Source organism: uncultured Gemella sp. (genome assembly GCF_963525165.1).
Classification (GTDB): Bacteria; Bacillota; Bacilli; order Staphylococcales; family Gemellaceae; genus Gemella.
The window spans coordinates 15,810-41,366 of record NZ_CAURJN010000014.1 but is presented as its reverse complement, the minus strand read 5'-3'; the positions used below and the strand labels follow the sequence as shown (position 1 = coordinate 41,366).

The 25,557-nt window shown below is 30.9% G+C and carries 18 protein-coding genes, 1 pseudogene and 1 riboswitch; of the genes and pseudogenes, 10 read left to right on the top strand and 9 right to left on the bottom strand.

All coding sequences use genetic code 11. The features are described 5' to 3' along the window. Positions 1–182: 182 nt before the first annotated feature. The 7 genes and pseudogenes from RWQ74_RS04215 to RWQ74_RS04185 form a co-directional block, all read right to left on the bottom strand. Positions 183–412: pseudogene (locus tag RWQ74_RS04215) on the bottom strand (transposase); the annotation flags it as partial. A 445-nt stretch (positions 413–857) separates the two neighbouring features. Beyond that, the gene (locus RWQ74_RS04210; RefSeq protein WP_314397044.1) at positions 858–1,622 is read right to left on the bottom strand and encodes an ABC transporter ATP-binding protein; all 765 of its coding nucleotides are present in this window, start codon (positions 1,620–1,622) and stop codon (positions 858–860) included. Then, complete coding sequence (locus tag RWQ74_RS04205; RefSeq protein WP_314397043.1) at positions 1,622–2,596, bottom strand: iron ABC transporter permease; 975 nt, start codon at positions 2,594–2,596, stop codon at positions 1,622–1,624. Before RWQ74_RS04205 ends, RWQ74_RS04210 begins: the two co-directional genes overlap by 1 nt. 105 nt (positions 2,597–2,701) lie before the next feature. Further along, entirely contained in the window at positions 2,702–3,661 is a 960-nt protein-coding gene (gene isdE / locus RWQ74_RS04200) for a heme ABC transporter substrate-binding protein IsdE (protein WP_314397042.1), read from the bottom strand. Positions 3,662–3,671: 10 nt separating this feature from the next. After that, positions 3,672–4,991, bottom strand: coding sequence for a heme-binding Shp domain-containing protein (locus RWQ74_RS04195; RefSeq protein ID WP_314397041.1), 1,320 nt, complete (start codon positions 4,989–4,991; stop codon positions 3,672–3,674). A 117-nt stretch (positions 4,992–5,108) separates the two neighbouring features. Further along, on the bottom strand, positions 5,109–7,073 hold the full coding sequence (locus tag RWQ74_RS04190) for an NEAT domain-containing protein (RefSeq protein ID WP_314397040.1): 1,965 nt from the start codon (positions 7,071–7,073) through the stop codon (positions 5,109–5,111). An 85-nt stretch (positions 7,074–7,158) separates the two neighbouring features. Continuing rightward, the gene (locus tag RWQ74_RS04185; protein ID WP_314397039.1) at positions 7,159–11,409 is read right to left on the bottom strand and encodes an NEAT domain-containing protein; all 4,251 of its coding nucleotides are present in this window, start codon (positions 11,407–11,409) and stop codon (positions 7,159–7,161) included. Positions 11,410–11,754: 345 nt separating this feature from the next. Next, positions 11,755–11,852: riboswitch (TPP riboswitch) on the top strand. Positions 11,853–11,995: 143 nt separating this feature from the next. Between RWQ74_RS04185 and tenA the strand changes: the two genes are divergently transcribed. The 6 genes from tenA (at position 11,996) to RWQ74_RS04155 (ending at position 17,223) form a co-directional block, all read left to right on the top strand. Continuing rightward, positions 11,996–12,676: a thiaminase II gene (gene tenA, locus RWQ74_RS04180; RefSeq protein ID WP_314397038.1), complete on the top strand. Its 681-nt coding sequence runs from the start codon at positions 11,996–11,998 to the stop codon at positions 12,674–12,676. A gap of 3 nt (positions 12,677–12,679) precedes the next feature. Then, positions 12,680–13,477 (top strand): bifunctional hydroxymethylpyrimidine kinase/phosphomethylpyrimidine kinase, encoded by a 798-nt coding sequence (thiD, locus tag RWQ74_RS04175; protein WP_314397037.1) that lies wholly within the window; start codon positions 12,680–12,682, stop codon positions 13,475–13,477. 2 nt (positions 13,478–13,479) lie between these two features. Next, on the top strand, positions 13,480–14,262 hold the full coding sequence (thiM, locus tag RWQ74_RS04170; protein ID WP_314397036.1) for a hydroxyethylthiazole kinase: 783 nt from the start codon (positions 13,480–13,482) through the stop codon (positions 14,260–14,262). A gap of 1 nt (position 14,263) precedes the next feature. Continuing rightward, positions 14,264–14,896: a thiamine phosphate synthase gene (gene thiE / locus RWQ74_RS04165; RefSeq protein WP_314397035.1), complete on the top strand. Its 633-nt coding sequence runs from the start codon at positions 14,264–14,266 to the stop codon at positions 14,894–14,896. A 220-nt stretch (positions 14,897–15,116) separates the two neighbouring features. Then, on the top strand, positions 15,117–15,881 hold the full coding sequence (locus RWQ74_RS04160; protein WP_314397034.1) for an alpha/beta hydrolase: 765 nt from the start codon (positions 15,117–15,119) through the stop codon (positions 15,879–15,881). Between the two features lie 484 nt (positions 15,882–16,365). Beyond that, positions 16,366–17,223 (top strand): MetQ/NlpA family ABC transporter substrate-binding protein, encoded by an 858-nt coding sequence (locus RWQ74_RS04155; RefSeq protein WP_314397033.1) that lies wholly within the window; start codon positions 16,366–16,368, stop codon positions 17,221–17,223. A gap of 138 nt (positions 17,224–17,361) precedes the next feature. Here the strand turns inward: RWQ74_RS04155 and RWQ74_RS04150 are convergent, their stop codons facing one another. Further along, positions 17,362–18,723 carry an Nramp family divalent metal transporter gene (locus tag RWQ74_RS04150; protein ID WP_060914464.1) on the bottom strand — a complete coding sequence of 454 codons (1,362 nt, stop codon included), beginning with the start codon at positions 18,721–18,723 and terminating at the stop codon, positions 17,362–17,364. Between the two features lie 372 nt (positions 18,724–19,095). Here RWQ74_RS04150 and RWQ74_RS04145 point away from each other — a divergent pair, with 372 nt between their 5' ends. From RWQ74_RS04145 to RWQ74_RS04130, 4 genes are all read left to right on the top strand, one after another. Next, entirely contained in the window at positions 19,096–19,815 is a 720-nt protein-coding gene (locus tag RWQ74_RS04145; protein WP_060914463.1) for an A24 family peptidase, read from the top strand. Beyond that, the gene (gene radC / locus RWQ74_RS04140; protein WP_314397032.1) at positions 19,809–20,582 is read left to right on the top strand and encodes a DNA repair protein RadC; all 774 of its coding nucleotides are present in this window, start codon (positions 19,809–19,811) and stop codon (positions 20,580–20,582) included. The genes RWQ74_RS04145 and radC overlap by 7 nt, the downstream gene beginning before the upstream one ends. A gap of 533 nt (positions 20,583–21,115) precedes the next feature. Further along, a complete protein-coding gene (locus RWQ74_RS04135) occupies positions 21,116–22,693 on the top strand; it encodes an ABC transporter ATP-binding protein (protein ID WP_314397031.1) in 1,578 nt (525 codons plus the stop codon). A gap of 279 nt (positions 22,694–22,972) precedes the next feature. Continuing rightward, entirely contained in the window at positions 22,973–23,362 is a 390-nt protein-coding gene (locus RWQ74_RS04130) for a hypothetical protein (RefSeq protein ID WP_314397030.1), read from the top strand. Positions 23,363–23,572: 210 nt separating this feature from the next. Here the strand turns inward: RWQ74_RS04130 and RWQ74_RS04125 are convergent, their stop codons facing one another. Continuing rightward, positions 23,573–25,171 (bottom strand): ABC transporter ATP-binding protein, encoded by a 1,599-nt coding sequence (locus tag RWQ74_RS04125; protein WP_314397029.1) that lies wholly within the window; start codon positions 25,169–25,171, stop codon positions 23,573–23,575. Positions 25,172–25,557: the final 386 nt, after the last annotated feature.

Here is a 25,557-nt window from a genome sequence, read left to right as displayed (position 1 = left end):
GAGGAAATCAGAGATTTTTTTAATCAACTAGGATAACAACTATTTTTACTACTTTACCATGATTATATATAGGACTTATCTATGAAATTTTTTGATGAAATTTATTCACAAGAAATACCTACTTGTATCATGTTGATGCTGTCAATAAGTATGTGAAAACACTCAAGTAGAGTTACGGAGTATTAATCAAATAAGCTTTCGAGTGTGTCATAACATTGGCCAAACCCTTTATGGATTCGTTGACTTTGCTTGAAATTATAATCTTCAAACAAAGTAACTAAGTAACGTTCCAGAGACTTCTCGTTAGGAAAAAAACCTTCTTTTTCGTTTGACGTTTGATTTCTTTATTAAGAGACTCAATGAAGTTTGTCGAATAAATGCTGTGCCAAATCTGGTAATGAAACTGATAATATGCACTATTATAACCTATTTGTACATTCTTATTTTATCATTTTCAATTAGTAAGTCTAGGATTACCAGATTATGGTTTTCATTTGTTCCGACACACTCATGATTCAATGTTGCTTAATGCAGGCACAAATTGGAAAGAACTCCAAGTCAGAATGAGGTATAAGTCAATGTCAACTACTGTGGATACTTACGCAGAGTTAGCACCTCAAAGAAAGCTAGAAACAGTCAGCATTTATTTAGATAAGATTGCTGAATTAACTTATTAACTACTCTAGTTTTTGCTCTACCTTTTAAAGGGTAAATTCTCATAAACGTTGATATAACAGTATTTAAAGATTTCTGAAATAACATTAACAACCTTTACAGATATAAAATTATCGCTATATCAAAATATTAATATTCTGATATAGCGATTGATTTAATTTTTTCATATATTGTCAGTAAAGTTACCAACTAATTACTTTTCCATCTTCTATTTTAATATCAGCATCATAAAGTTTATTTAGCAGCTCTTCATCAAAGAAGTTCTCAGCTTTATCATTTTTAATTACTTTTCCATCAAGAAGAGCAATAATATTATCACTATAAGCTAGAGCTTGATTAATATCATGCAATACCATGATAATAGTAATTCCTAGAGATTTATTAAGCTCTCTTACAAGCTGCATTATAGATTTTTGATATTTTATATCAAGGAAAGTTGTAGGCTCGTCTAGTATAATAATATCAGTACTTTGTGCTAATGCCATTGCGATGTAAACACGTTGAAGCTGACCTCCCGATAACTCATCCACACGCTTATCTCTATATGTTTGTAAATTAGTTTTTTCAAGAGCAAATTCAATTTTTTCAATATCACTAGCGTTAGGTTTGTAAAAGAAAATATTTTGATAAGGAAGTCTAGCGAAACTAACCATATCATAGACGGTAATTTCTCTTGGAGTTTCATTTTTTTGATAAACAATCGCAAGAATACTCGCAAGCTCTTTTAATGAATATGAATTTAATTCCTTATTTTCGATTTTTATGCTTCCAGAATTATAGTTTAAATTTTTTGCTAATATTTTTATAAGAGTACTTTTACCACAACCATTTTTACCAAGTAGGGTAGTAATTTTACCTTTTTCAATGCTAACATTTAGACCTTCAAAAAGTGCATTTTTATTATCATACTTAAACGTAAGGTTATTAATTTCTATTATATTTTCCATTAACTTACTCCTTTCTTAACTAAAATAATAAATGCAGGTCCACCTATAATCATCATTATTAAATCAGCAGGTATTTCTATTGGTGCGAAAATAACACGACCTATCGTATCGAATAAAAGAAGTATAAATGCTCCTAGTAGAGCACTAAATGGGATAGTGTAAATATGATTTCGTCCAATTATAATCTTAGCGATATGAGGTGTAATAAGAGCTAAGAACACCATTACTCCTGCCACTGCTGTAGAAACAGATGCAAGAGCTACTGCAACAAATGAAATTAGCAGGCGAATCATATTAATATTAATACCAAGTGAACTAATAATATTATCATCTAAAGCGAAGATATTACATAGTTTAGCTAAGAAGAAACTAATAACTAGTAGTATAGGAATCCAACTTAGTAATAATGCAACATCATCCCAGTTTTTAGTACCTAAACCAACAGTTTTGAATGCAGATGACGTTGTAGAGTTAGCTGCATTGAAGTACTGCATAGAACTTAGTATCCCTGTGAAGAAATAACTTATCGCAATACCGATTAAAATAATTTTAACATTATTTTTTGTTCTACCAGCTAGGTAATAAATGATTAAGAAACCAAGGACACCACCGATGATAGAAAATACAGACTTAAATATCATAAATTGTGGGAATATTCCTAATCCTAGGTATAAAAATAGGTTGGCTCCACTAGAAACACCAATAATACTAGGATCGACAAGCGGGTTCTTTAATACTGTTTGTAATAATAAACCACTAACTCCAAGAGCAGCACCAACCAAAATAGTGATGATAATTCTTGGAAAACGAACGTCGATAATTGCATTTACATTGGCATATTCTCCGGTAAAGATACCAACAGCTAATTGCCCGACGCTAGCTTTTATACTACCACTGTTTGCTGCAAAAAATATTGTACTTAATAAGAGTAAAATAAGAACAGAAAAAGTGATTATTTTTTTGTCTTTAAACATCAAGAACCTCCTTATATAGTTTTTATATTTAGTATATCACATTGTTTTAAAATTGTATCATTTAAAAAACCAGAGGTAGCAATTTGCTACTTCTGGTTTTAAGTATTAGTTACTATAGAAAATGCTGTACAGACTTTCTAATCCTTTTTGGTAATCATATGTAGCCGTCATACCAAATATAGAGCTGTCTAAATCGATAACTTTATTATTTTTTACCGCATCAAAGTGTGACCAACTCTTATTATTTTCAAATTCTTTTTTAAACATTTCAGTCACTGTCTCTGGCATAGCATGAGCAGTACGTAAAATGAAATCTGGTTTATCGTTTAAAGCAGTTTCTAAGTTTAGATTTTTAAACTCCTCATTACCTTTAACGATATTTTCACCACCGGCTAATTTAACAAGGTTACCTACATAAGATTTTTCAGTAGCTGCCATATAACTTCCAGGTAGTCCCATTAGAACTAAAACTTTTGGTTTCTTTTTATTTGCGATTTTTTCGTTGAATTTAGCGAAGAATTCATCGTGTTCTTTCTTTAACTCTTTGAATTTTTCAGTTTTACCAAATTCTTTTGCAAGATCTTCTGTAATAGCGTATAATCCATTAACACTACGAATATCTACAAATTTGTAAGGTATTTTATTCTTCTCGAAACCTTCTTTTATCCAGTCTTGCAAACTATCTGGAGCATAGACGATAGAAGGATTAATCGACTTGATAACTTCCATATTTGGATTCATAGGAAGTCCGATTTGAACAGTATTGTTATACTTTTTAGGCATACGTCCTAATTTTGTAGTAGGGACACCTGCTAATTTAATATCAAGAACATTAGCGACTTGAGCAAGAGCTACAGAATCCATTATTACACGTTTACCATTTTCTTCTTCAGATTTTTTATCTTTATTTACACCTGTTAAATCTATAGTCTCATTAAAAGCTTTATCAGCTAGATTAGGATCAGCTCCAGTTGTGTTACCGGCTTTGTTTTGTGATGAACAAGCAGTAAGTACTAAAATACTAGCTAGAAGTAGTGTAAATAGTAGGGATAGTTTTCTTTTCATGAATTATCTCCTAGTTATTTTTTCTTTTTTTACGAGGAAAGTAAAGTCCAGCAGCTATAGCAAGAACTCCAATACCACCAAAATAGTATGGTTGGTAGTTTGTTTCTTTGATAGTTTCCATATCTAAGCCATCATTTCCGTTTTTAATAGTATCAGTATTAACTTCCACGAAATAACGAACAGGACGATTCATAGGCTCTACATACATTTGCACCATAGCTAAGAAGTTTTCATTTGGTACTTCAAAACGATAGTCAACATAACTATCTTTATATTGTTCGATGTTAACTTTTGTTTCAGTAGCTTCCACTTGTTTGAACTCTCCATCTTTTTGAAGAACTTTAATGAAAGGACCTTGTTCTTTACTACGTTGAACCCAGTTCATAAGGTGAATACGGACAGTTGCGTATAATTTACCATCTTTTGTACGTTGAAGCATAGCTTTAGACCAACGTTTTTCACCATTAGATTTTTGATTTTTAAGAGCTTCATTAAGGTCTCCACCTGCATTAATAGGTGAGATTACACCTTGAACCATACCTTCACCGATAGCAGTGTTTTTAGTCCCACCATCAGCTGTAACTCCAGTAAGGGGATTTAGGTATGAACCTGTGATATCAAGATTATAAAGACCAGGATTTTTTGTTTTTTGATCATCTTTGAAGTAATCTTCTAATTTTTTAGCAACAAATCCTTCTGGTGCCTTATTTTCATCTTTTTTGTCTTTGTTTTCTTCTTCTTTTTTCTTATCGTCTTCTTTTTTATCTTTATCTTTGTCTTTAGAAGAATCTTCAGAACCAGATACTAGATTAGCAGCAGCCCAGTTAAATTTAATAATAGCATTTTGAGATGCATCTCCCCCCATAATTTGGTTCATAGCATCAACAGCAACTCTAACACCGACTTTATCAGGTTTAGCCTCACCAAAGTTAAAGCTTAGTGTTCCAGGGTAAGTACTAGTACCACCATCTAAGTTAGTATCATTATAAGTGCTTGTTACTGAAGCGGCAGTAAGACTTCCTGAGAAAATAGGAGATGAGTAGATGCTAAGTGATAATAAGTGACCGTGCATATTACTGAAATCCATCGGGGTGAATTGAACAGTAATAGTAGAAGTGTTATTATCATGAACATTTACTGTAGCATGTGTAGCTAATGCATTATTCCCCATAGAAAGACGACCACTATTTTCAGCATGCCATAGTTCCACAGGAACACTGTATACCTTATCAGCTGCATGTACATTTTTAACGAATGGTACATTACTAGATGTAACTATAAACGTCAATGTAGCGATAACTATTGTTAACAGTTTTAAAATTCGTTTCATTGTATAAACTCACTTTCTTTTATATTATTTAATTTTTAATTAAGAAAGACGGGAAATATTCCCGCCTTTCAGAGTAGATAATATTATAGTTATTTAGCGAGATATTATCTTACTATTTTATTTCTGTTTTCTTCTACCAACCATGAAGGCACTCATTAGAGTAAGAGCTCCTGCAAGAATAGATGATGATGTTTCTAATCCAGTGTTAGATAGGCGACCATTGTTTAGACGTCCACCTTTTGGAGTTAAAGCACCAGCGCCATTACCAGCAGCACTTGCTCCTGGTTGACCACCATCAATAACTGCAGTTCCTTGTCTTTCAGTAGCATTAGACCAGTTAAGGCTAAGGATTGCATCTTTTTTACCAGCACCTGGCATAATGCTTTCCATTGTTGGAACGAATACTGAAACAGGAATATTAGTTAATTTTTCAGGCGATGTAAAGTGGATTTCCACTTGGTTCATAGCGCCACCTGTTTTTACAACAGGATATTCAGTTCCATTAACCCAGAAACGAGTAATACCGTCTGTAAGAGTTCCTACTTTGATATCGTGGAAACGAACTTTGTAGTGATAAGTATCACCATGTTTGAATACAGTGATTCCATCTAATGCGGCATTCCCCATAGACGCACGACCTGATTCATAAGCATTTAATAGAGAAGCAGTTACGTTATCGTAGAATGTAACTGGCACTTCTACACCTTGCCCTTGTGAAGCAGCAGGAAGAGGTGTAGTTGGTGTAATAGGTGAAGTAGGTCGCTCTCCTTGATTTTCTCCTGGATTAGACGGTCCTGGAGTATAACCACTGTTACCTGGTTTTCCACCAGCTATAGGTATCCCTTGTTTCTCAGTTACATTAGACCAATCAAATGATAAAGTAGCATTTTGTTTTCCACCACCTGTCATAATAGTTTCCATAGCTTGAACAAATACAGAAACAGGAACTGATAACAGTTTTTGAGAAGAAGTGAAGTGGACTTCTACTTGGTTATTAGCACCGCGAGTTGGGTTAACAGGGTACTCTGTACCATTTACCCAGAATTTAGAGATTCCACCAGTGAAACCATAAATAGATAAATCGTGGAATCTTACGATGTAGTGATAAGTACTTCCTTCTTTAAATACAGTAACATTACTATTTTCTAAAGCTGCATCTCCCATAGATTTTCTACCAGGCTGGTAAGCATTTAGTAATGTTGCTTTCACTCCTTGATAGAAAGTAGCAGTAGCTGAAGATGTAGGTTTAGGAGTTTCTACAGGTTTAACAGGTTTAGCTGGTTCTGTAGATTTAGGAGTTTCTGCTGGTTTAACAGTTCCTGAATCAGTTGGTTTATCTGCAGGCTCAGTATTTTCAGGTGTTTCAGGTTTTGGTGTAGGTTGAGTTACAGTAGTCGTAGTTTCAGCAGGTTTAGCTGGAGTTGGTTGAGTATTCGCTACCACTTTTAATGCATTACTTAAATCGAACTTTAGAATCATATTTTGTGTTCCAGAACCAGCTGATCCTGACTCCATAACAGGAACGAAAACTTGTGTATATGTCTCTAGCATATTTTCTGAGTCAATTTTATTTTTATCTACTCTATAAGAGAGTGTTTTTGGATATGCAGTACGTTCAGGGAATTTCTCTTTATATATTTTTACAAAATTATCTGTTTCATTAGTGCCGTAATTTTCAACTATAGTAGTATCTTTAAATTCACTGTTTTCGATTTCAAAACGATTTTTATGAGTTTTATTACCGTCATAATATTTTAAATCACCTAAGTAACCATTTAAACCACCTAATGCAATTGGTTTAAAAGATACATTTACAAAATATTGACCATCTCTCACGATTAATTTAGTTTTAGTTGTATCTAAACCAGCGGCAGCCATAGAAGGATTTTTCCCATTACCGAAGTTAATAGCTTCAGCAGTAATTTTATATTCTCCATCAGGAAGATTTTTTATATCTTTTGCTCCAATGGCATTATTTTCTACAGCAAAGGTAGAGGTACTTTGTGTAGTATTTTCTACCACAGCAACTGTAGAGATAATCGTTGCTGCTGATAGAACTTTTAATAATTTATTAGTTTTCATGTTTTTGTTAATCCTCCTTAAAAATTCTCTATACATGACTTTATACAAAGAGGTAATTTACCCCTTTGTATAAAGATTTTAATATTTATTTATTAAATTTTCTACGTAATACTAAAGCAGATAGTAGTGCTAATACACCTAATCCAGCAGTAGTAGTAGTAGCTAATCCAGTATTAGCAAGTCCTTTTTTAACAGTACTTACAGGAGTTGCAGATGTTACTTGATTATTAGTTTTAACTACATCAAGGCTACCTTTATCTTTACTATTGTTGTTATCATTTTGTCCAAAGATATTTAGAGGGTCTTTTTGAGTAGTTTCATTTAAAACTTTATTTAAATCAAAAGCAGGTAGTTCTTCTTGAACTAAAGCTTCACCGTTTTTATTTGTAGGAGCAGGTGCTACAGGAGTGTTTTGATTCGAAGGTACTGTTTTCCCTTCTTTTACGATAGTGTATTTACTGAAGTGACTAGTGAAGAATGTAAGTTTTCCATCTTTATAAACACTAGGAACTTTTTCTAACTTGTCTCCATTTACTTTGTCTTCATTTACGTAGTAAACTTCTAGTTGTTCACCTTCATTAGCTACTACAGCAACAGTAACTGTACGAGTTTCACCTTGTTTGTTAATTTTATTTCCATTAGCATCTGTGAAGTAAAGATCGATTGTTTTAACAACATTTAGATTTTCATCAGCTTTTTTAGCTAGTTCTTCTACTTTTGCAACTGTTTCTGTATCAGCTTTTTTAACAACTAAGTTAGACGCTTTTACAGCTGTATTGTCGAATGAAACTTTGATTTCTTCTGTAGTTCCTTCTACTTTGGCTACTAGAGTATCTTTAAGAGATGCAGTTTTTACAATTGCTTCTAATTGTTTAGCTTCTTCTTTAGTTAAAGATTTATCATTAGCAATGTCTTTTACAGCTTCTTCTTTAACTTCTTCTAATTTTTTGATTTCTTCAACTTTGTTTTCAAGTTTAGCTGCTTTTTCAGTTTCAGTTTTTAATTCAGTTACTTTTGCTGTAAGTTCTTTTTCAGCTGTAGCTTTTTCTGTAGCTAATTTTTCTTTTTCAGCTTCAGTTGTAGCGTTGTTTATAGCTTCTTCTTTCTCTTTAACTAGTTTTTCTAATTGAGCTTTAGAAGTTTCTAAATTAGTTACTGTATCTTTAGCAGCTTTAGCTTGTTCTTCAGTTTTTTTGTTTTCAGCTTGAACTTTTTCAATAGCTTCTTTCAGAGCTTTTTCTCTTTCAGCTTTTTCTTTAGCTAGTCTGTCAGCTTCGGCTTTTTCTCTTTCAGCTTTTTCTTTAGCTAGTCTGTCAGCTTCAGCTTTTTCTCTTTCAGCTTTTTCTTTAGCTAGTCTGTCAGCTTCAGCTTTTTCTCTTTCAGCTTTCTCTTTAGCTAGTCTGTCGGCTTCGGCTTTTTCTTTTTCAAGTTTTTCTTTTTCAGCTTGAGCTTTAGCAGCAGCCTCTTTCTCTAATCTTTCTTTTTCAAGACGATCAGCTTCAGCTTTTTCTTTTTCAAGACGAGCAGTTTCGGCTTGAGCCTTTTTAGTTTCTTCTTGGTGTGCTACAGTAACTTGATCTGTTGTTAATGGTGTAGCAGCATTCCAATTAAAGTTTAATGTGGCAGGAACATTTGAATGTCCTACTAATGGTTTGCCATTAGCTAATACAGCGAAATTGATAGTTTTTTCTGTTAATTTTTCAGCACTTGTGAAGTGGAATAGTTTTTCATTACCTTCACCACCAAGATCTGTTCTTTCAGCAGTTTTACCATCAACGCTTATTGAATCAACAGTTCCAACAAGTGCTCCGAATTGTAAGTTTTTAAATGTTAAGTAGTAGTGATAAGTATCGTTTACTTTTTCTACACGAGTTTTTTCGTGAACTAGTGCACCGTCAGCCATTGATAACTTATTAGCAACATGAGCATCATAAATTTTAGCTGAAACTAGATTATTAGCAGCTTCCTCTTTTGCTTTTTCTACAGTAGGGAAGTCCAAAGCTATTGTACTTTCAGCAGCACGTTCTTCAAATCTAGGTTTAGCTCCGCCTTTAGTTTGGACGCTAATTACAGTATCAACTTGGATTTTATCTAGAAGAGAATCAGTTAAGATTTTACCTTCTTTTAGTTTAGTTGCTGCATCAACTTCAGTAAAGTTAACTTCATTTCCTTTATATGTAAGTTTAGAAACTGTAAATGGTTTATTACGTAGTAAGTAAGTAGAAGATTTTCCTTCTTTAACTTGAATAGTGTATTGGTATTTATCTCCAACTTTTTCTACTTTTACATCTTTAACAAACGCATTTTCGTAGATTGAACTTGAATTTGTTGTTCTACCATTTAATTCAGCTTTCACTGTAGTAGGGAAAGTAGCTGGTACTTTATTAGCTTCTACTTCATGATCTGGTACAGTAGGTTTAGCAGGGACAACTTCTTTAGGTTTTTCAACTTTAGGGAAGTTTACTGCTATTGTGCTTTCAGCAGCTCTTTCTTCATATCTTGGTTTAGCTCCACCTTTTGTTTGCACGCTCATAACAGCATCTACTTGAATTTTGTCTAATAAAGAATCAGTTAAGATTTTACCTTCTTTTAGTTTAGTAGCTGCATCAACTTCAGTAAAGTTGATTTCAGTTCCTTTGTATGTAAGTTTAGAAACTGTGAATGGCTTGTTACGTAGTAAGAAGTTAGAAGTAGATTTACCTTCTTTAACACGGATAGTGTATTGATATTTATCGCCAATTTTTTCAACTTTTACATCTTTAACAAATGAGTCTTCATAGATTGAAGCAGTACCAGTTGTTCTACCATTTAATTCAGCTTTCACTGTAGCAGGGAAAGTATTTGGAACTCTATCTGCATCAGCTACATGATCTGAAGCTGTTGGTGTAGCAGGTTTAGGCTCTTCTTTAGGTTTCACCGGTGCAGGTTTAGGTGTAACTGGTTTTGGTTTAGCAGGAGCTACTACTTCTTCAATTTTAGCAGGTCTTTCTTTATATGGGGTTGCAGTTATATAGTATAGTTGCAATGTAACAAAGTGCGACATTAAAGCACCGTTAGGATATGGAGCAGTACCATCTAATTGAATTTTTTCTAAAAGTTTATCAGTAGTGATAGATCCTTCTTTTACAGAAGAATTTCCATTTGATGCTAGAGTAGTTAATGGAATATCTTTACCTTGGTATGCTACTTTATGTAATTCGAATGGATAGAATTCTCCACCTACATCAGCAAGACCTTTTTTGAATCTAAGAGTATATTTGTATTTATCTCCAACTTTTTCAACTTTAACGTAGCTATCTAATGCAGAACCGTATAATGATTCTTCATCATTGTTATTAGCATTTCTAAAATGTCCTTGAACGTGAATAGGGAATGGTTTACTAATAGTACCTTTATATTCTACATCTTTATTAGGATTGTCATAAGTAGCAGCTTGATAGTTATCTGCAGTTACTTTTTTTCTAGAAAGTGAAGTTAAGTCAAATTTTAAAGTCATTTTTTGAGTTCCGAAAGCTGGATTAATTGAAGCCATAACAGGAACAAACACTTCAGTATATGTTTCTAGTTTATTATTTGAATCGATTTTATTTTTATCTACATTATAGTTAACTGTTTTTGGATAAACAGTACGATTTGGGAATTGTTTTTTGTATGCATCTACAAAATTGTCAGTTTCATTAGCACTATAATTCTCAACTATAGTTGAGTCTTTAAACTCATTTTTTTGAATATCTTTACGATTTTCATGAGTTTTATCACCATCATAGTATTTTAAGTCTCCTAAGTAACCTGTAAGACCGCCAAATGTGATAGGTTTAAATGAAACATTTACAGAATATTGACCATTTTTTACAATTAATTTTGTTTTATCATTGTCGATTGCAGCTGCAGCCATAGAAGGTTGACCTTCTTCATAGAATTTTAAGGCTTCAGCAGTAATCTTATATTCACCATCTTTTAATGCTTTAACATCTTGTGCTACAGTAGCTGGTTCTTCAGCGTTATGAGCTGGAGTAGTTGGAGCAACTGAAGTTGTAGGTGCAGTTGTAGATTTTTCTCTTTCAAGTTTTTCTTTTTCGGCTTTTTCAGCTTCAAGTTTTTCTCTTTCAGCTTTTTCGGCTTCAAGTTTTTCTCTTTCAGCTTTTTCGGCTTCAAGTTTTTCTCTTTCAGCTTTTTCAGCTTCATCTGTAGAAGCAGTAGCTGTTGCCGGATTGCTTGCAACAACAGGTGTTTCTGCTGCAAAAGCGAAGTTATCTTGATCATAAGATTCAATAGCTGCAATTGCTGAGAATATAGCAGTCGCAGACAAAACTTTTAATAATGTTGTATTTTTCATATTAGGAAATTTCTCCTTTATTTTGTATTTAAATTAGATTTTATTATTTTGATTAGATATTAAATCGTTATCACTATTATATTACAAAAAAAAAAGAAAATAAAGATAAAAGTGATAATCACCATCGGTTACAACCTAAAATAGGCAAAATTTACAATAAACTTTCAAATTTAGTTCACAAATTGGACATATTCCCTAAGTTGGTTATTTTGAAGAATGTAAAAATATTACTATTAAAAATAAAAGTGTTTTATTACAATATCATTTATATTAATCTTGTAAACCTTTAAACTAAATTGTTGACATTTTATTTTTTCTATGCTACGATTTAAAAAGTAAATAGAGTAAAATCACTGGGGGAGCCTTTAGGCTGAGATAACATAGTTAGACCCTTTGACCTGATCTAGATAATGCTAGCGTAGGAAACGTGAATATTTTCAAAATAGAATTAATCCAACATTATTGGAAAATATACTATGAGTAATATATGTTTCAGAGTTCTCTTACGTTAGTAAGGGGACTTTTTTATTTATCATAAGTGATATTATTTTATACTAAAATTAAATATACTGAGGGGGATATACCTATGAAGCTTATTACTGAAATTATGGAAGAGAAGGCATTGCCAATTGTAGATAAAATATATAATGATGGCTTTATTCAAGGATTAATTCATGCCGATTTATCAGAGAAAGCAGTAGAGCACTATCTGAAAGCTGATGCACTTTATTTAGAGAATTTTAGTGATATTTATGCCATTCTTTTAGCAAAAAGTAATGATAAGGTTGAAAAAAACTTTTTCTTAGGTCAGATTAATTTTGTATTAAACGAAGAAATTGCTGCTCACAAGAACTTAGCAGATTATATAGGGAGAGACTATCAAGATATAATTAAAGGTGGGGAATGGTATCCATCGGCAGACCATTATATAAAACATATGTATTATAATGTATTTGCTTTTGGTATGGCAGAAGCGTTAAGTGCAATGGCACCATGTCCATGGATTTATAAAATGGTAGCTAGAAAAATTCTTGCTAATCATAATTTAGCAGATGATCATCCTTTAAAATTCTGGGTAGAGTTTTATGCAGATGGATTGGTTGATGAAGTACTTACTGAGTACTATAAAATTATTAATCGTGAAGCTAAGTTTATGAGTGAAGAAGGTAAACAAAGACTTATTAAAAACTTCTTAGAAAGTTGTGAACATGAACGTCGTTTCTTCAATATGGCTTATACACAAGAACGTTGGGATTTAGAGGTATAGAGTATGAGTAAACTAAATATTGCATTAACTATTGCAGGAACTGATCCAACTGGTGGAGCAGGAATTATGGCTGACCTGAAAAGCTTCCAGGCACGTGAAGTGTATGGAATGGCTGTAGTTACTAGTGTCGTTGCACAAAATACGTTAGGTGTTCAAATGATAAGAAACTTGGATCTAGATATATTAGAAGCACAATTAAAAAGTGTGTTTGATGATATAACACCTGATAGTATAAAAACTGGAATGATAGCAAATGCTGACATGATGAAATTAATTAAGAGATATTTGCCTAAAGATGTTCCTTATGTTGTTGATCCAGTTATGGTCGCGACAAGTGGTGATAAATTAATAGATGATATTGCAAGAAAACATCTAAAAGAAGAAATATTACCACTAGCAACTATTATTACACCAAATGTACCAGAAGCAGAAGAAATTGTTAATTTTAAAATATTAACAGAGGACGATGTTAATCGTGCAGGAAAGTTCATTATCGATGAAGTTGGATGTAAATCAGTAGTTATAAAAGGTGGACATCTAACTGGAGAAGCAAAAGATTATTTATTTTTAAATGATGGTACTAAAAAAGTATGGACTAGTGAAAGATTTAAGACTAATCATACACATGGAACAGGCTGTACATTCTCAGCTGTTATTGCTGCAGAATTAGCAAAAGGTAAAAGTATAATTGAAGCTGTAGATATTGGGAAAAAATTCATAACAGCAGCGATAAAACACACACCAGAGCTAGGTCATGGTAACGGACCTGTAAATCATATTGCGTTTAAAGGAGATTTATAAATATGACAAGTTTAAAATTATTAAAAGAGAAGGCACCACTAGTGATTTGTATCACGAATGATGTAGTTAAAAATTTCACAGCAAACGGATTAGTAGCGTTGGGAGCATCACCAGCGATGAGTGAATATCCAGAAGACCTAGAAGATTTATTAAAATATGCTGGAGGATTATTAATTAATATCGGTACATTAACAGATGAAACTTGGAAGTTATACCAAGAGGCACTTAAAATAGCTGAAAAATATAATGTACCTGCAGTATTAGATCCTGTAGCCTGTGGAGCGGGAGCGTATAGAAAAAAAGTATCAGAAGATTTAATTAATAATTACAAACTATCGGCTATTAGAGGAAATGCTGGCGAGATTGCATCTTTAGTTGGCATAAATGTAGCTTCTAAGGGAGTAGACAGTGCTGGAGTAGATAATATTGATGAAATCGCCTTAGCGGCAAATGCTAAGTTTAATATTCCAATAGTAGTAACTGGGGAAGTTGATGCTATTGCAGTTAATGGACAAGTAATAACTATACATAACGGAAGTGCAATGATGCCTAAAGTTATTGGAACAGGATGCTTATTAGGAGCAGTTCTAGCAAGCTTTATTGGACTAGAGAAAGGTGAAGAATTAAAATCACTAGAGACAGCTATGTTAGCATATAATATTGCCGGGGAAATGGCAGAAAAACGTCCTAATGGACATTTACCAGGAACATTTAAAGTTGAATTTATTAATGCATTATATGAAATTACAGATCAAGATATAAAAGCATTTAAAAAGGTGAAATAAGATGTTTAATAAAGAACTATTAAAATTATATTTTATTTGTGGAACTACTACTTGCTTAGGTAAGGACTTATATACAGTAGTTGAAGATGCTTTAAAAGGTGGAATAACTTTATTTCAATTTCGTGAAAAAGGTGAAGGAGCCTTAGAAGGTAGAGAAAAAGTAGAATTAGCAATAAAACTACAGGATCTTTGTAAAAAATACAGTGTTCCATTTATTGTTAATGATGATATAGAATTGGCATTAGAAATCGATGCTGATGGGGTACATGTAGGGCAAGATGACCTTGGTGTTGATGAAATAAGAAAATTAATGCCAGATAAAATAATAGGTCTCTCTATAGGAAATGAAGAAGAATTTAAACAATCCAAAGTTGAATATGTAGATTATGTTGGTGTAGGACCTGTATATGTCACACAATCAAAAGATGATGCTGGTGGTGCTATAGGTTATGAAGGTCTAGAATTAATGAGAAGATTTTTACCACAAATGCCATTAGTCGCAATCGGCGGTATTCAGACACAACATATTAAAGATGTTATGAAAACAAATGTCGATGGTGTGTCTATTATATCAGCAATCTCATATTCAGATAATATTGAAAAAACAGTTCGCGAAATGATCGAACAATTCTAAAATTAGCCTCCAAAGTTTAATTCACCTTTTGATAACTTTCAAGTGGTGATGTAAAGAGTAGAGCAAAAATCCTTACCAGTTTTTGAGTCTACTCTTTTTTGTTTGGCTTTTATAATAAATATTATGGAGCATTTTCACGTGATTATTTGATTAATAAGAGATTTAAGTGTATAATTAGTGTAGAAAAAATAATACTAATAGTGTGGTAGGAGGAATTTTTATGACGAATATAGTATTGATACATGGTACGTGGTGTGATGGAACTGTTTGGGGAGAGTTTGTTGATGAACTAGAAAAATTAGGTTTAAAAGTATATACTCCAACTTTAAGATATCATGATTTACCTTACGAAGAAGTTGAAAAAAAGGTAGCAGAAGTTAGTTTAGATGAGTTTACGGATGATATTGTAGAGTTAATAGAAACTTTAGATGAAACTCCAATAGTACTAGGACATTCATTAGGAGGGCTTCTTGCTCAGAAGGTTGCTATGAGAACAAAAGTCAAAGGTTTGGTATTAATGGGAACTGCCCCAGCAGCAGGAATTTTTGCTTTTTATCCAAGTATGGTAATTTGTTTCTATAAACATTTTCTACGTTGGGGATTTTGGAAAAAATCTATGCCACCGTATAAACATGCATTCTATGATTATTGTATGAATAATCAAGAAGAAGCGGATAAAGAAAGAGAATTTTCTAAACTAGTTCCGGAATCAGGTTTTACTTATTTTCAAATGGCACTTCCGTTTTTAGACAAACAAAAAGGAGCATATATCAATTTTGAGAAAGTAAGTGAACCTGTGCTTGTTATAACAGGTAGCGAGGATAAAATGGTACATCCAAATATAGCCAAAGCAACAGCTAAGAAATATAAAAATTCGACATTAAGTATTATAGAAGGATCAGATCACATGTATGAGGCTCCGAAATATAGAGATAAAACTGTAGAAGTAATAGAGCAATGGTTAAAAAATAATAATCTTAACTAGCGGTTTTTTTAAAAAAATAGTATTTTATGTAAACGAAAAAGTAAATATTCGTGAATTTTCAAAAAACTTTTTAAAAAAATTCAAAAAAAGTGTTGACAATTTTATCTGCTAATGATAATATAGAGTCAAGTTAAAAATTACCGATATTCAAATAAGTACTTTATAGTAACTTTTACAGAGAGTGTGAGTAGGTGAAAGCACACAATGCAGATGATAAAGGAAAATGGTTTGAATGGTAAAAAAAGTGAGTTTTAAAACACAAGCTTTTTTCGTAGGCGTTACGTTACAAACGCACACTATATCAGATATATTCTAGATGCATAAATGATGTAGTGAGAAAGTTCGTAGTATACGAAAAAGTAAGGTGGTACCGTGAAATTAGTTTTCGCCCTTATTCTCTTAGGAGAGTAAGGGTGATTTTTTTTGCATAAAATTCATAAAACCTAAATATTAATAATAAAAAATCAAAAGGAGAAAATTATAAATGAAAAAACTATTATTTTTAGTAACAAGTTTCATACTTGGAATCGTATTAATTGGATGCTCAAGTGCATCAAAAACTGAGAAAAAGGGTATCGAAGTTGATAAACTAGATCCTAGTAAACCTGTAACAGTTAAAGTTGGGGCTACTAACGTACCTCACGCTGTATTATTAGAGCACGTTGCTCCTCAACTTGAAAAAGAAGGAATCAAATTAGACATCGTTACATACCAAGACTACTATGTACCAAACAAAACGTTAAACGATAAAGAAATCGACATTAACTACTTCCAACACGTACCATTCTTAAAAAATGCTATTAAAGAAAATGGATACAAAATTGAAGACGCTGGTGCAATTCACTTAGAGCCAATCGGATTATACTCTAAAAAAGTTAAAAACGTTAAAGATCTTAAAGAAGGTGCTAAAGTATTAGTAAGTAACAACAAATCTGAATGGGGACGCGTAATTAAATTACTAGCTTCTGAAGGATTAGTAAAAGTTAAAGATGGTGTAGATCCAGTAACAGCTACTTTCGATGATATCGCTGAAAACCCTAAAAAATTACAATTCAGCTACGAAAATGATCCAGCTTTAATGGTTAAATTCTACCAAAATGGTGAAGGTGACCTAGTTTCAATCAACGCTAACTTCGCTGTTGACGCAGGATTAAATGCAGCAACTGAACCAGTTTTAGTTGAAAAAGCTACAGATGACAACCCATACGCTAACATTATCGTTGTTCGTGAAGGTGACAAAGACAAACCTGTTGTTAAAAAACTTGTTGCAGCTTTAAAATCTGAAGATACTCAAAAATTCATTAAAGAAAAATGGAATGGAGCAGTATTACCTGTTAAATAATTTCATTAAAAAGGCAGTTCATAAGAGCTGTCTTTTTGTTGTTTAAGTACAATTTAAATATATTAAGAAATGAAAAAAGGGGTGACTCTATAAAATCGATTTTTTAGTAATCACGATTTTTGAGTCACTCCTATTATTTTATATGAATGTTGATATTATTAACCAGAAATTTAAGATTATCAATACGACTGTACAGATCCATGCAACAATTTTCATCCATGTTTTAATAACAAACTCTCCCATAAGTTTTTTATCTGATGTATAGAGTGTTAATGGGATAATGGATATTGGTAGAGCAATACTTAAAAATACTTGTGTATAAATCAGTAAGCTTTCAATTGCTTGTTCACTATCACCAAAAATTATTAAACAAATGACAACAGGCATTACCGCAATTACACGAGTCAGCATTCTTCTAATCCACATAGGAAGTCTCATGTGGATGAAACCTTCCATAACTATTTGTCCTGATAATGTTCCGGTAATAGTAGAATTTTGACCAGAGGCCAATAGAGCTACGGCGAATAGTGTACTAAGGAGTGGTGAAGCAATAACTCCAACAATGCTGCTATCTTGTAAAGCGTTATAAAGGTCTGTAAAGCGTCCAAGACTATCACCATGACCATAAAACAAAGAAGCACCTAGAACTAATAGTAAGCAGTTAATAACAAATGCGATTGAAAGTTGAATATTAGAATCTATAGTAGAAAATCTAATAGCTTCTTTTTTAACTTTGTTGTCCTTTCTATCGTATCTTCTTGCTTGAACAATAGAAGAATGTAGGTACAGATTGTGAGGCATAACTGTAGCTCCCACGATACCTAAGGCAATAAATAATGCACCTTTATTATTAATTACATCCTTGTTCGGAATAAAACCTTTAATTAATTCGCCGGTATTAGGGTTAGCTAATAAAACTTCATAGAAGAATATTATTAGAATTGTAAATATCAAGGTAGCTACAATAGCTTCGATTTTTCTAAATCCAAAATGTGCTAATAATAGGAGTAAGAATACATCAAAGATAGTTATTATAACCCCTATTAGTAAAGGAATACCGAATAATAATTTTAAAGCTACAGCACTACCAATAATTTCTGCAATATCGGTAGCCATAATAGCTAGTTCGGTAATTATCCAGAGAACAAATCCCATTTTTTTACCAGTATGCTTTCTAGTTGCTTGAGCTAGGTCCATACCAGTTACAATACCTAATCTTACAGACATTGATTGAAGCAACATCGCGATAAGATTCGATATAAGTATAACGAATAGTAAGCTATACGCATATTGAGCACCACCAGCGATAGAGGTAATCCAGTTACCAGGATCCATATAACCGACTGCTACTAATGCTCCCGGTCCACTATAAGCCAGGACTTTCTTTAAAAAGCTTCCTTCTTTTGGAACATCAACTGTATTGTTAATTTCTTGAAGAGAAAGCTGATTCGCAGCTTCTAACTCTTCTTGACTTTTTCTCAAAAATTTTTTAAAAATCATTTAATCACCTTCTATAAAAATAATAGTGTAGAATAAGAATATAAAACTACTTTCCTTAAGGCGGAAATCTTGCCTTCGGAAAACTATAAACAATATTATACTACAAAAATGAAAAAATGTAAATTTTTTTGAAAATAGATATTACTATGAGTGGACTAGAATGATAATAGAAATTGAAAATGAGTATGATTTCTTGTGAAAATCTATTCAAGAGGAAAAGTTGTATACAGAATTCCGAAGAGATTTTTAAAAAATATTACGAATAAAAAAATATTATTTAATAGCTAAAACATCAGTAAGGATAAAGTTGGTTAGGTAAATATACTTATGATAAAATATAATTGAAGGGTTATAAAGTGAGGGGAGATATTTATGGAAAGATACATATTTATTGTTATTGTAAGTCTTATATTTGCTAGTGCAATCAAATGTTTAGTAGATAGTGAAAATAAAAAAGAGTTCCTATTTAGACGAAGTCGTTGTTCAAGTTGCCATAAAGAATTAAGGGGGAGCGACTTAATTCCAATCTTTAGCTATTTGTTTAAAAAAGGACGATGTAGTTACTGTAATCAAAAAATTCCATTAGATGTATTTTTATACGAAATTTTTACTTTTATTACTATTGTATTATTTATTATTTTCCAAAATCATTTTATTTTTATTAGTTATCTTGAAGTCAGTATATTTATTATTCTCATTTTTTTAGGAATAGAAGATATAAAATCATTTGAAGTTAATGATGAGTTGTTTTATCTTCTAATTATATTAAATTTTTCTTCTATATATATTCACTATTATTTATTCAATTTTTTAGATTTTATTTATCTTGTTATTATTTTTCATATATTATATATTTTCACAAGAGGTGGTTTAGGTTATGGCGACATAAAAGTATTTTGTGTATTAGCTTTAAATTTAAATTTATTTGAGGGAGTGTATTTGTTAATTTTCACATTTTTATATGCAGGATTCTTCGCTATTGGATTAATTATTTTGAAAAAAGTTAAAAGAAAAACGAAACTACCACTAGTACCATTCATAGCACTCAGCTATTTAACAATAATATTAATAAGGGAGGGATTATTATGGTAGCATACACTATTAAAGAGTTTAGTGAAGAAGATCGTCCGAGGGAGAAATTCAAAAAATTAGGTGCTTTAGCTCTCAGTGATAAAGAGATTCTAGCAATATTATTAAGAACAGGTACAAAAAATCAAAATGTAATTGAGCTTTCCGACATGATTCTAAAAGATATGGGTGGCATTACAAAGTTAAGAGATGCAACTTTAACAGAACTTATGAAACATAAAGGGATAGGTCAGGAGAAGGCGATACATATTCTAGCGAATATAGAGTTTGCAAGAAGAATATATGCGACGAATGTTTTAGATGTGAAGTGTGATAGCCCGCAGTCAATAGCCAATTATTTAAAATCATCTTTAGAGAATTTAACGCAAGAAGTTTTCGTAGTATTAGATATTGATACGAAAGGTAAAATAATCGAAAAAAGAGAAGTATTCAAAGGTAGTTTATCTATGTCAGTAGTGCATCCAAGAGAAGTATTTAAACTAGCAATAAAAAATAGTGCTTCGAGCATCGTCTGTGTACATAACCACCCGAGTGGAGACGCAACTCCTTCTATAGAAGATATTAAAACAACGATAAATCTAATGGAAGTTGGTGAAATAGTTGGTATTGAAATGCTAGATCATATCGTGGTTGCAAAAAAAGGATATGTTAGCATTAGGAAAGTATTGAACTATCTAGCAGTAGAAAATATAGATTATAAATACGAAGATGTTACGGATGAACAATTAAAATATATACTGAGAAAATACAAAGTTGTAGGAGAGTATTAAAGAAGTAAAAGGTCTAAAACGAAATAAAAAAATTGATTTTCTAGTAGAAATATAGTAGTATAAAGGAAGGTGATTCACTACCTATATTTCAAGTGTGAATGTTAAGCTAGGAATTTTTCCTAGCTTTTTTGTATGGAATATTTTTTAATTTACTAGAAAAGAGAAGACATGTATTTTTTTAGTTTCAGTTAAAAGATTAGTTTTAGGTTAAATTCCTATTTATTATTTGAATTGAAATTTAATTTGCGAATTGACAAATTCTAAAAACTATCTTGAATTTTCAGAAATAACATTGACTAGCAATTTTTTATTTGATATAATTTCTATAATTTAACAAACGTTAATTGGATTTTATGTTGAGTGGAAAGTTAATCTATAGATTGAATTATTTTAGAATATCAAATATTAAGAAAGAAATTGATTAGCTTCTATGAGCAATTGATTTCTTTTTATTGTATTTAGATTTTAAAAGGATATTTATAAAATAAAAACTGTACTTTTAAATAGAAGAACTCAAATTAGGAGTGAGAAATATGAGGAAATTATTATTTGCGGTAGTTTTATTTCTTATTACAGTAGTTTCAGGAATTAATATTTATTTTTCATATCAAATTAAATATGTTGTCGATGCCCTTACTACTAATAATGAGCAATTATTCTACAATCAAATTATCTATTTATCTGTAATTATTATACTAATGCTTATATGTGAATATTCACGTCAGATTTTAGATACTATTTATCTAAATAAAGTTGGGTTTAATATTCATAGAACCCTTGTGGGAAGCTTACTTAGGAATAAACTAGATACAAAGAGTAAAAATTTATTATCTACTATAAATAATGATATTGAAATGGTAAAAGATCAATATTATAATACGATTTTTTCTTTGTATCAGGGAATGGTTTATTTTATTTTTGCTACTATAGCGTTGTTCAAATTAGATGTAACAACAGCTTTTTGGGTTATAGGATTGTCACTATTTCCGATTGTAATTCCTAATATATTTAAAGCATATTTGAAAAATGTTCAAAATAGTATTTCAAAACAAAAGGCTAGATATAATGATAAACTTGAAGATTTCTTAGAGGGATTATTAGTTATTAAGAACAGCGATTCGGCTAATATATTTTATGAAAAATTACTTAATGAATATAAAAAAATTAATAAACTTGTTAATAGAAAAAATGTTTTAGTATCACTTGTAAATGTCTTAACTGGATTAGTATTTTACGCTACTATTATTGCTATTTTATACATAGGGGGTCGTCAAGCTCTATTAGGAAATACGAGTGTAGGGGATATAGTATCTATTTTTACTATTTCTACAGAGTTAGTAATGCCTGTTAATTTGATAACAGCTTCTATAGCTAATATAACATCGGTAAAAGATATAAAGAGAGAATTAGATTCTAAAGAGAAGTTTGAATATCTAGATAGTTATGATATTATCGATTTTGAAAACATAGAAGTTCGAAATGAAAGTTATAAATTTAATAATAGAGAAATTTTTAGTGATTTTTCAGCTAGTTTTGAAAAAGGTAAAAAGTATTTAATTCAAGGAGATAGTGGCAGTGGAAAATCGACATTAGCATTACTATTAACGAAAAACCTTGAAGGATGTAATATATTTTTAAACGGAAAAAATATTAACAGTTGTGAATACAACACAATTCAGAAAATAATAACTTATGTTCCTCAAGATAGCTTTATATTTGTAGGTAAGGTTATCGATAATCTTACTTTTTATAAAAACATAGAAGCGGATAAAATAATGACTTTAATAAAAGAAACTAAATTAGATGAAAAATTTAAAGAAGCTTCAGATTTAATTAATATTAAGTACGATAAGAGCAAATCTAATTTATCTGGTGGACAAAAACAAAGATTAGCGTTAATCAGGGCTATATTACAGGAAAAACAGGTTATAGTTTTAGATGAAACATTATCAGGATTGGATAAAGATACATACATCTTGGTTGAAAAATTATTATTAAGTATGAAAGATAAGACTGTAATTCATATTTCACACAGATCTTATCCAGAAACTTTGAAAATGTATGATGAGGTATATGTAATGGGGAGTAACTCAAAAAGCACGATTTCGTAGAAATCGATTTTGACGAGTCGCTCCTGTAAAGTTTATTAGATATCTAAAAAGCTTTTATAAAGCAAATTTAGATATCAATAAACAACTGTGTCTATGAGTTTTTATATAAACTTCGTTAAATTTTAGGATTTCTTAGTCACTCTCATAAAAAAATACACGTAACATTTCATCACAAATATTTTAAATACGTTTTATAAAGTGGTATAATAAAATCGAATAAGTATAAGTAATTATATTGTATTAGTTAATAAAATAATTTTAAAAGGGAGGAGGAGAAAAATGAATAAGCTTAAAGATTTAGGTTTGTTGGTATTGCAAGTTGAAATAGTAGGTTTCTTATTTATAGCAATGAATAAATATTTAACAAACACTACAAGCTTTTTACCTGAGGCTTTTACTCAGGATAAAACAGACATTAAGGCATATAGTTTAGCTGCATTGGCGTTTATGATATTAGGTATTACTCAATATTATGTGGTTGACTTATATGACAAAATCAACTGGAAAAAAGCGAGTGTAATTGAATACTTGGTAGAGGTAGCAGGAGTTTTACTAGTATTTATCTATTTACAATTTATAGATAATCTAGTTAAGTTTGCATTTCTATTCGTGTTAGTTTCATTTCTATTTATAATGAGATATTTATACTTTTATAAGAAATTCTCATAAGTTCATACTTTTGAACAAAGTCTGGAGGAAAACACTGTTCAAAGTGTAGAAATTTTTAGTTTAAAATTTTAATTTGGAATGTAGGTATTCAATATAATTATTATACTGCTGTTGCTAGATTATATAGGGGAAAATAAAAAAACGGGAGTGACTCAAAAATCGTGATTTTTGAGTCACTCCCATTTTGTTTAAACCATTTAATAAATAATATTACTGTGCTTTTAATTCTACACATTCCGTTAGTTGTTTTTTGATTTCTTCTTGTATATGGTGAGAAATCATTATTAAAGTTAACTTATCGTCTGCTAAGATATTGTTTTCTATATGTACTGCTGTTTTTTCATCTAATGCTGAGGTTGCTTCATCAAGAATTAAAATTGGATAATTTCTAATTAAAACTCTCGCAAGAACTAACCTTTGTTTTTCTCCTCCTGATAGGATTTCTCCCATATTAGATAAGTTATGATCTAAGCCATCAGGTAAAGCTCTAACTCTATCAGCTAAACAAACTTTTTCTAGCGTATTCCATATTTCTTTATCTGAATAACTATCATCTAAAGTGATGTTATATCGGATTGAACCGCTAAAAATAGATGTTTGTTGACTTACATATCCAATTTCTTTAGAGAAGTTAATATCATCCTGTATTTCAAGGGGATTTCCATCGATTAATACTTTATCTTGGTTGGATTGTAATTTCCCTAGTAGCAACTTGATTATAGTAGATTTTCCAGAACCACTTTTACCGATTACGGCATATTTTCCACCTTTATTTATATTAAAGTTGAAATTTTTAATGACATGGTTATCTCCGAAACTATAATTAAAGTCTTTAAATTCAATGTTTTCTTCAACATGTGGATAAATAGTTTCTTTAGAGGTTGCTTTAGTTATAACGCTATTTAATATTTCTTTTGTACCGATTACCTTAATATACAAATCAACCAATTGATTGATAGAAGTAAGGTAAATTCCTAGTATAGTAGATACAGAAGCTATTGTACCTATAGTTAATTCATTTTTTAAAACTAAGTAAATCGCAAAGATGAAAATTAATAATTCAAGTAGCTTCTCAATACTTTGTAAAGTTAATTCACCGAATGCCATTAATTTAGAAATACTATACTGTTGATCTTCTTTTTGAATCTGACTAGCCTTAACATTTTTTGAGAATAAATTTATCTTACCGATATTTTTCAAATCTTCATAACCTGTTAAATATTCCTTTAAAACTCCAGAGAATTTCCCTGATAAAATTGATAAATTTGTATATCCTACACTAATTTTATTACCAAACTTACCGCTTATTAAAAACATAGCGACTGATGATAATAGGGCGAATACAACAAATTTCCAATTAATAAGCCATAAAAATACTATTGATGAGATAAATAATACAATAGCACTAAGTAAACCAGTTAATGGTGAGAATAAATACGCAGATAATAATTCAAGTTGATAAGTATATTTAGTCATATGCTCACCAGAATCAACCTTATTAAATTCTGATTGAGACATAGTTTCTATGTTTTTACTAATTCTATCACCTAGATATATTTTCCATTGTTTAACTAATTGTGCAATTATAATTTTTAACCACGCTCTAAGTAATTCCACTATTATTAAAATACAAATAATAACGCCAACTTTTGTCCAAAGAGATCCTGTTTTGTATATTACAGAATCAACAATATCAACACGAGCGTATACAACATAAACAGTCCCTATTGATACTATTAGTGTCAAAATAAACATAATGCATAACTTTAATTTGTTCAATGTTATAACTTCTAAAATATTTTTAATCATATTGCTCTCCTTTGTATAGATTATATTTCTATAGAAGTCACTCAAAAATAGCGACTTCCGAGACATCGATTCGTCAATTTCTCCATGAAGTTTCTTAGATCTCTAAAAAGCTTTTATAAGATGATTTTAGACTATGAATATAAGTTCTCATATAAACTTTTTTAAGATTTAGTTATTTTTGAATCCCCTATAGTATTTATGTAACTTTAATTATACTGACTTTTTTTTTCGTGTCAAGATAATTAGAAGAAGTTTTCTGAAAATTATAATTAACTAAAACACAAAAAAGATAAAAAATTTATTGCTAATATAGAAAAAAATAATATAGAGGAGAAAGAGAGGAGAAATATTATTGTATTTAAATCAATTTTTAAATAAAAAAATGT

Coding starts and splice junctions, on each gene's coding strand:
- tenA (WP_314397038.1), top strand. CDS start 11,996: ATGAAGCTTATTACTGAAATTATGGAAGAGAAGGCATTGCCAATTGTA.
- RWQ74_RS04125 (WP_314397029.1), bottom strand. CDS start 25,171: ATGATTAAAAATATTTTAGAAGTTATAACATTGAACAAATTAAAGTTA.
- RWQ74_RS04195 (WP_314397041.1), bottom strand. CDS start 4,991: ATGAAACGAATTTTAAAACTGTTAACAATAGTTATCGCTACATTGACG.
- RWQ74_RS04130 (WP_314397030.1), top strand. CDS start 22,973: ATGAATAAGCTTAAAGATTTAGGTTTGTTGGTATTGCAAGTTGAAATA.
- RWQ74_RS04145 (WP_060914463.1), top strand. CDS start 19,096: ATGGAAAGATACATATTTATTGTTATTGTAAGTCTTATATTTGCTAGT.
- RWQ74_RS04190 (WP_314397040.1), bottom strand. CDS start 7,073: ATGAAAACTAATAAATTATTAAAAGTTCTATCAGCAGCAACGATTATC.
- thiM (WP_314397036.1), top strand. CDS start 13,480: ATGACAAGTTTAAAATTATTAAAAGAGAAGGCACCACTAGTGATTTGT.
- RWQ74_RS04205 (WP_314397043.1), bottom strand. CDS start 2,596: ATGTTTAAAGACAAAAAAATAATCACTTTTTCTGTTCTTATTTTACTC.
- RWQ74_RS04160 (WP_314397034.1), top strand. CDS start 15,117: ATGACGAATATAGTATTGATACATGGTACGTGGTGTGATGGAACTGTT.
- isdE (WP_314397042.1), bottom strand. CDS start 3,661: ATGAAAAGAAAACTATCCCTACTATTTACACTACTTCTAGCTAGTATT.
- RWQ74_RS04155 (WP_314397033.1), top strand. CDS start 16,366: ATGAAAAAACTATTATTTTTAGTAACAAGTTTCATACTTGGAATCGTA.
- RWQ74_RS04185 (WP_314397039.1), bottom strand. CDS start 11,409: ATGAAAAATACAACATTATTAAAAGTTTTGTCTGCGACTGCTATATTC.
- thiD (WP_314397037.1), top strand. CDS start 12,680: ATGAGTAAACTAAATATTGCATTAACTATTGCAGGAACTGATCCAACT.
- thiE (WP_314397035.1), top strand. CDS start 14,264: ATGTTTAATAAAGAACTATTAAAATTATATTTTATTTGTGGAACTACT.
- RWQ74_RS04150 (WP_060914464.1), bottom strand. CDS start 18,723: ATGATTTTTAAAAAATTTTTGAGAAAAAGTCAAGAAGAGTTAGAAGCT.
- RWQ74_RS04135 (WP_314397031.1), top strand. CDS start 21,116: ATGAGGAAATTATTATTTGCGGTAGTTTTATTTCTTATTACAGTAGTT.
- RWQ74_RS04210 (WP_314397044.1), bottom strand. CDS start 1,622: ATGGAAAATATAATAGAAATTAATAACCTTACGTTTAAGTATGATAAT.
- radC (WP_314397032.1), top strand. CDS start 19,809: ATGGTAGCATACACTATTAAAGAGTTTAGTGAAGAAGATCGTCCGAGG.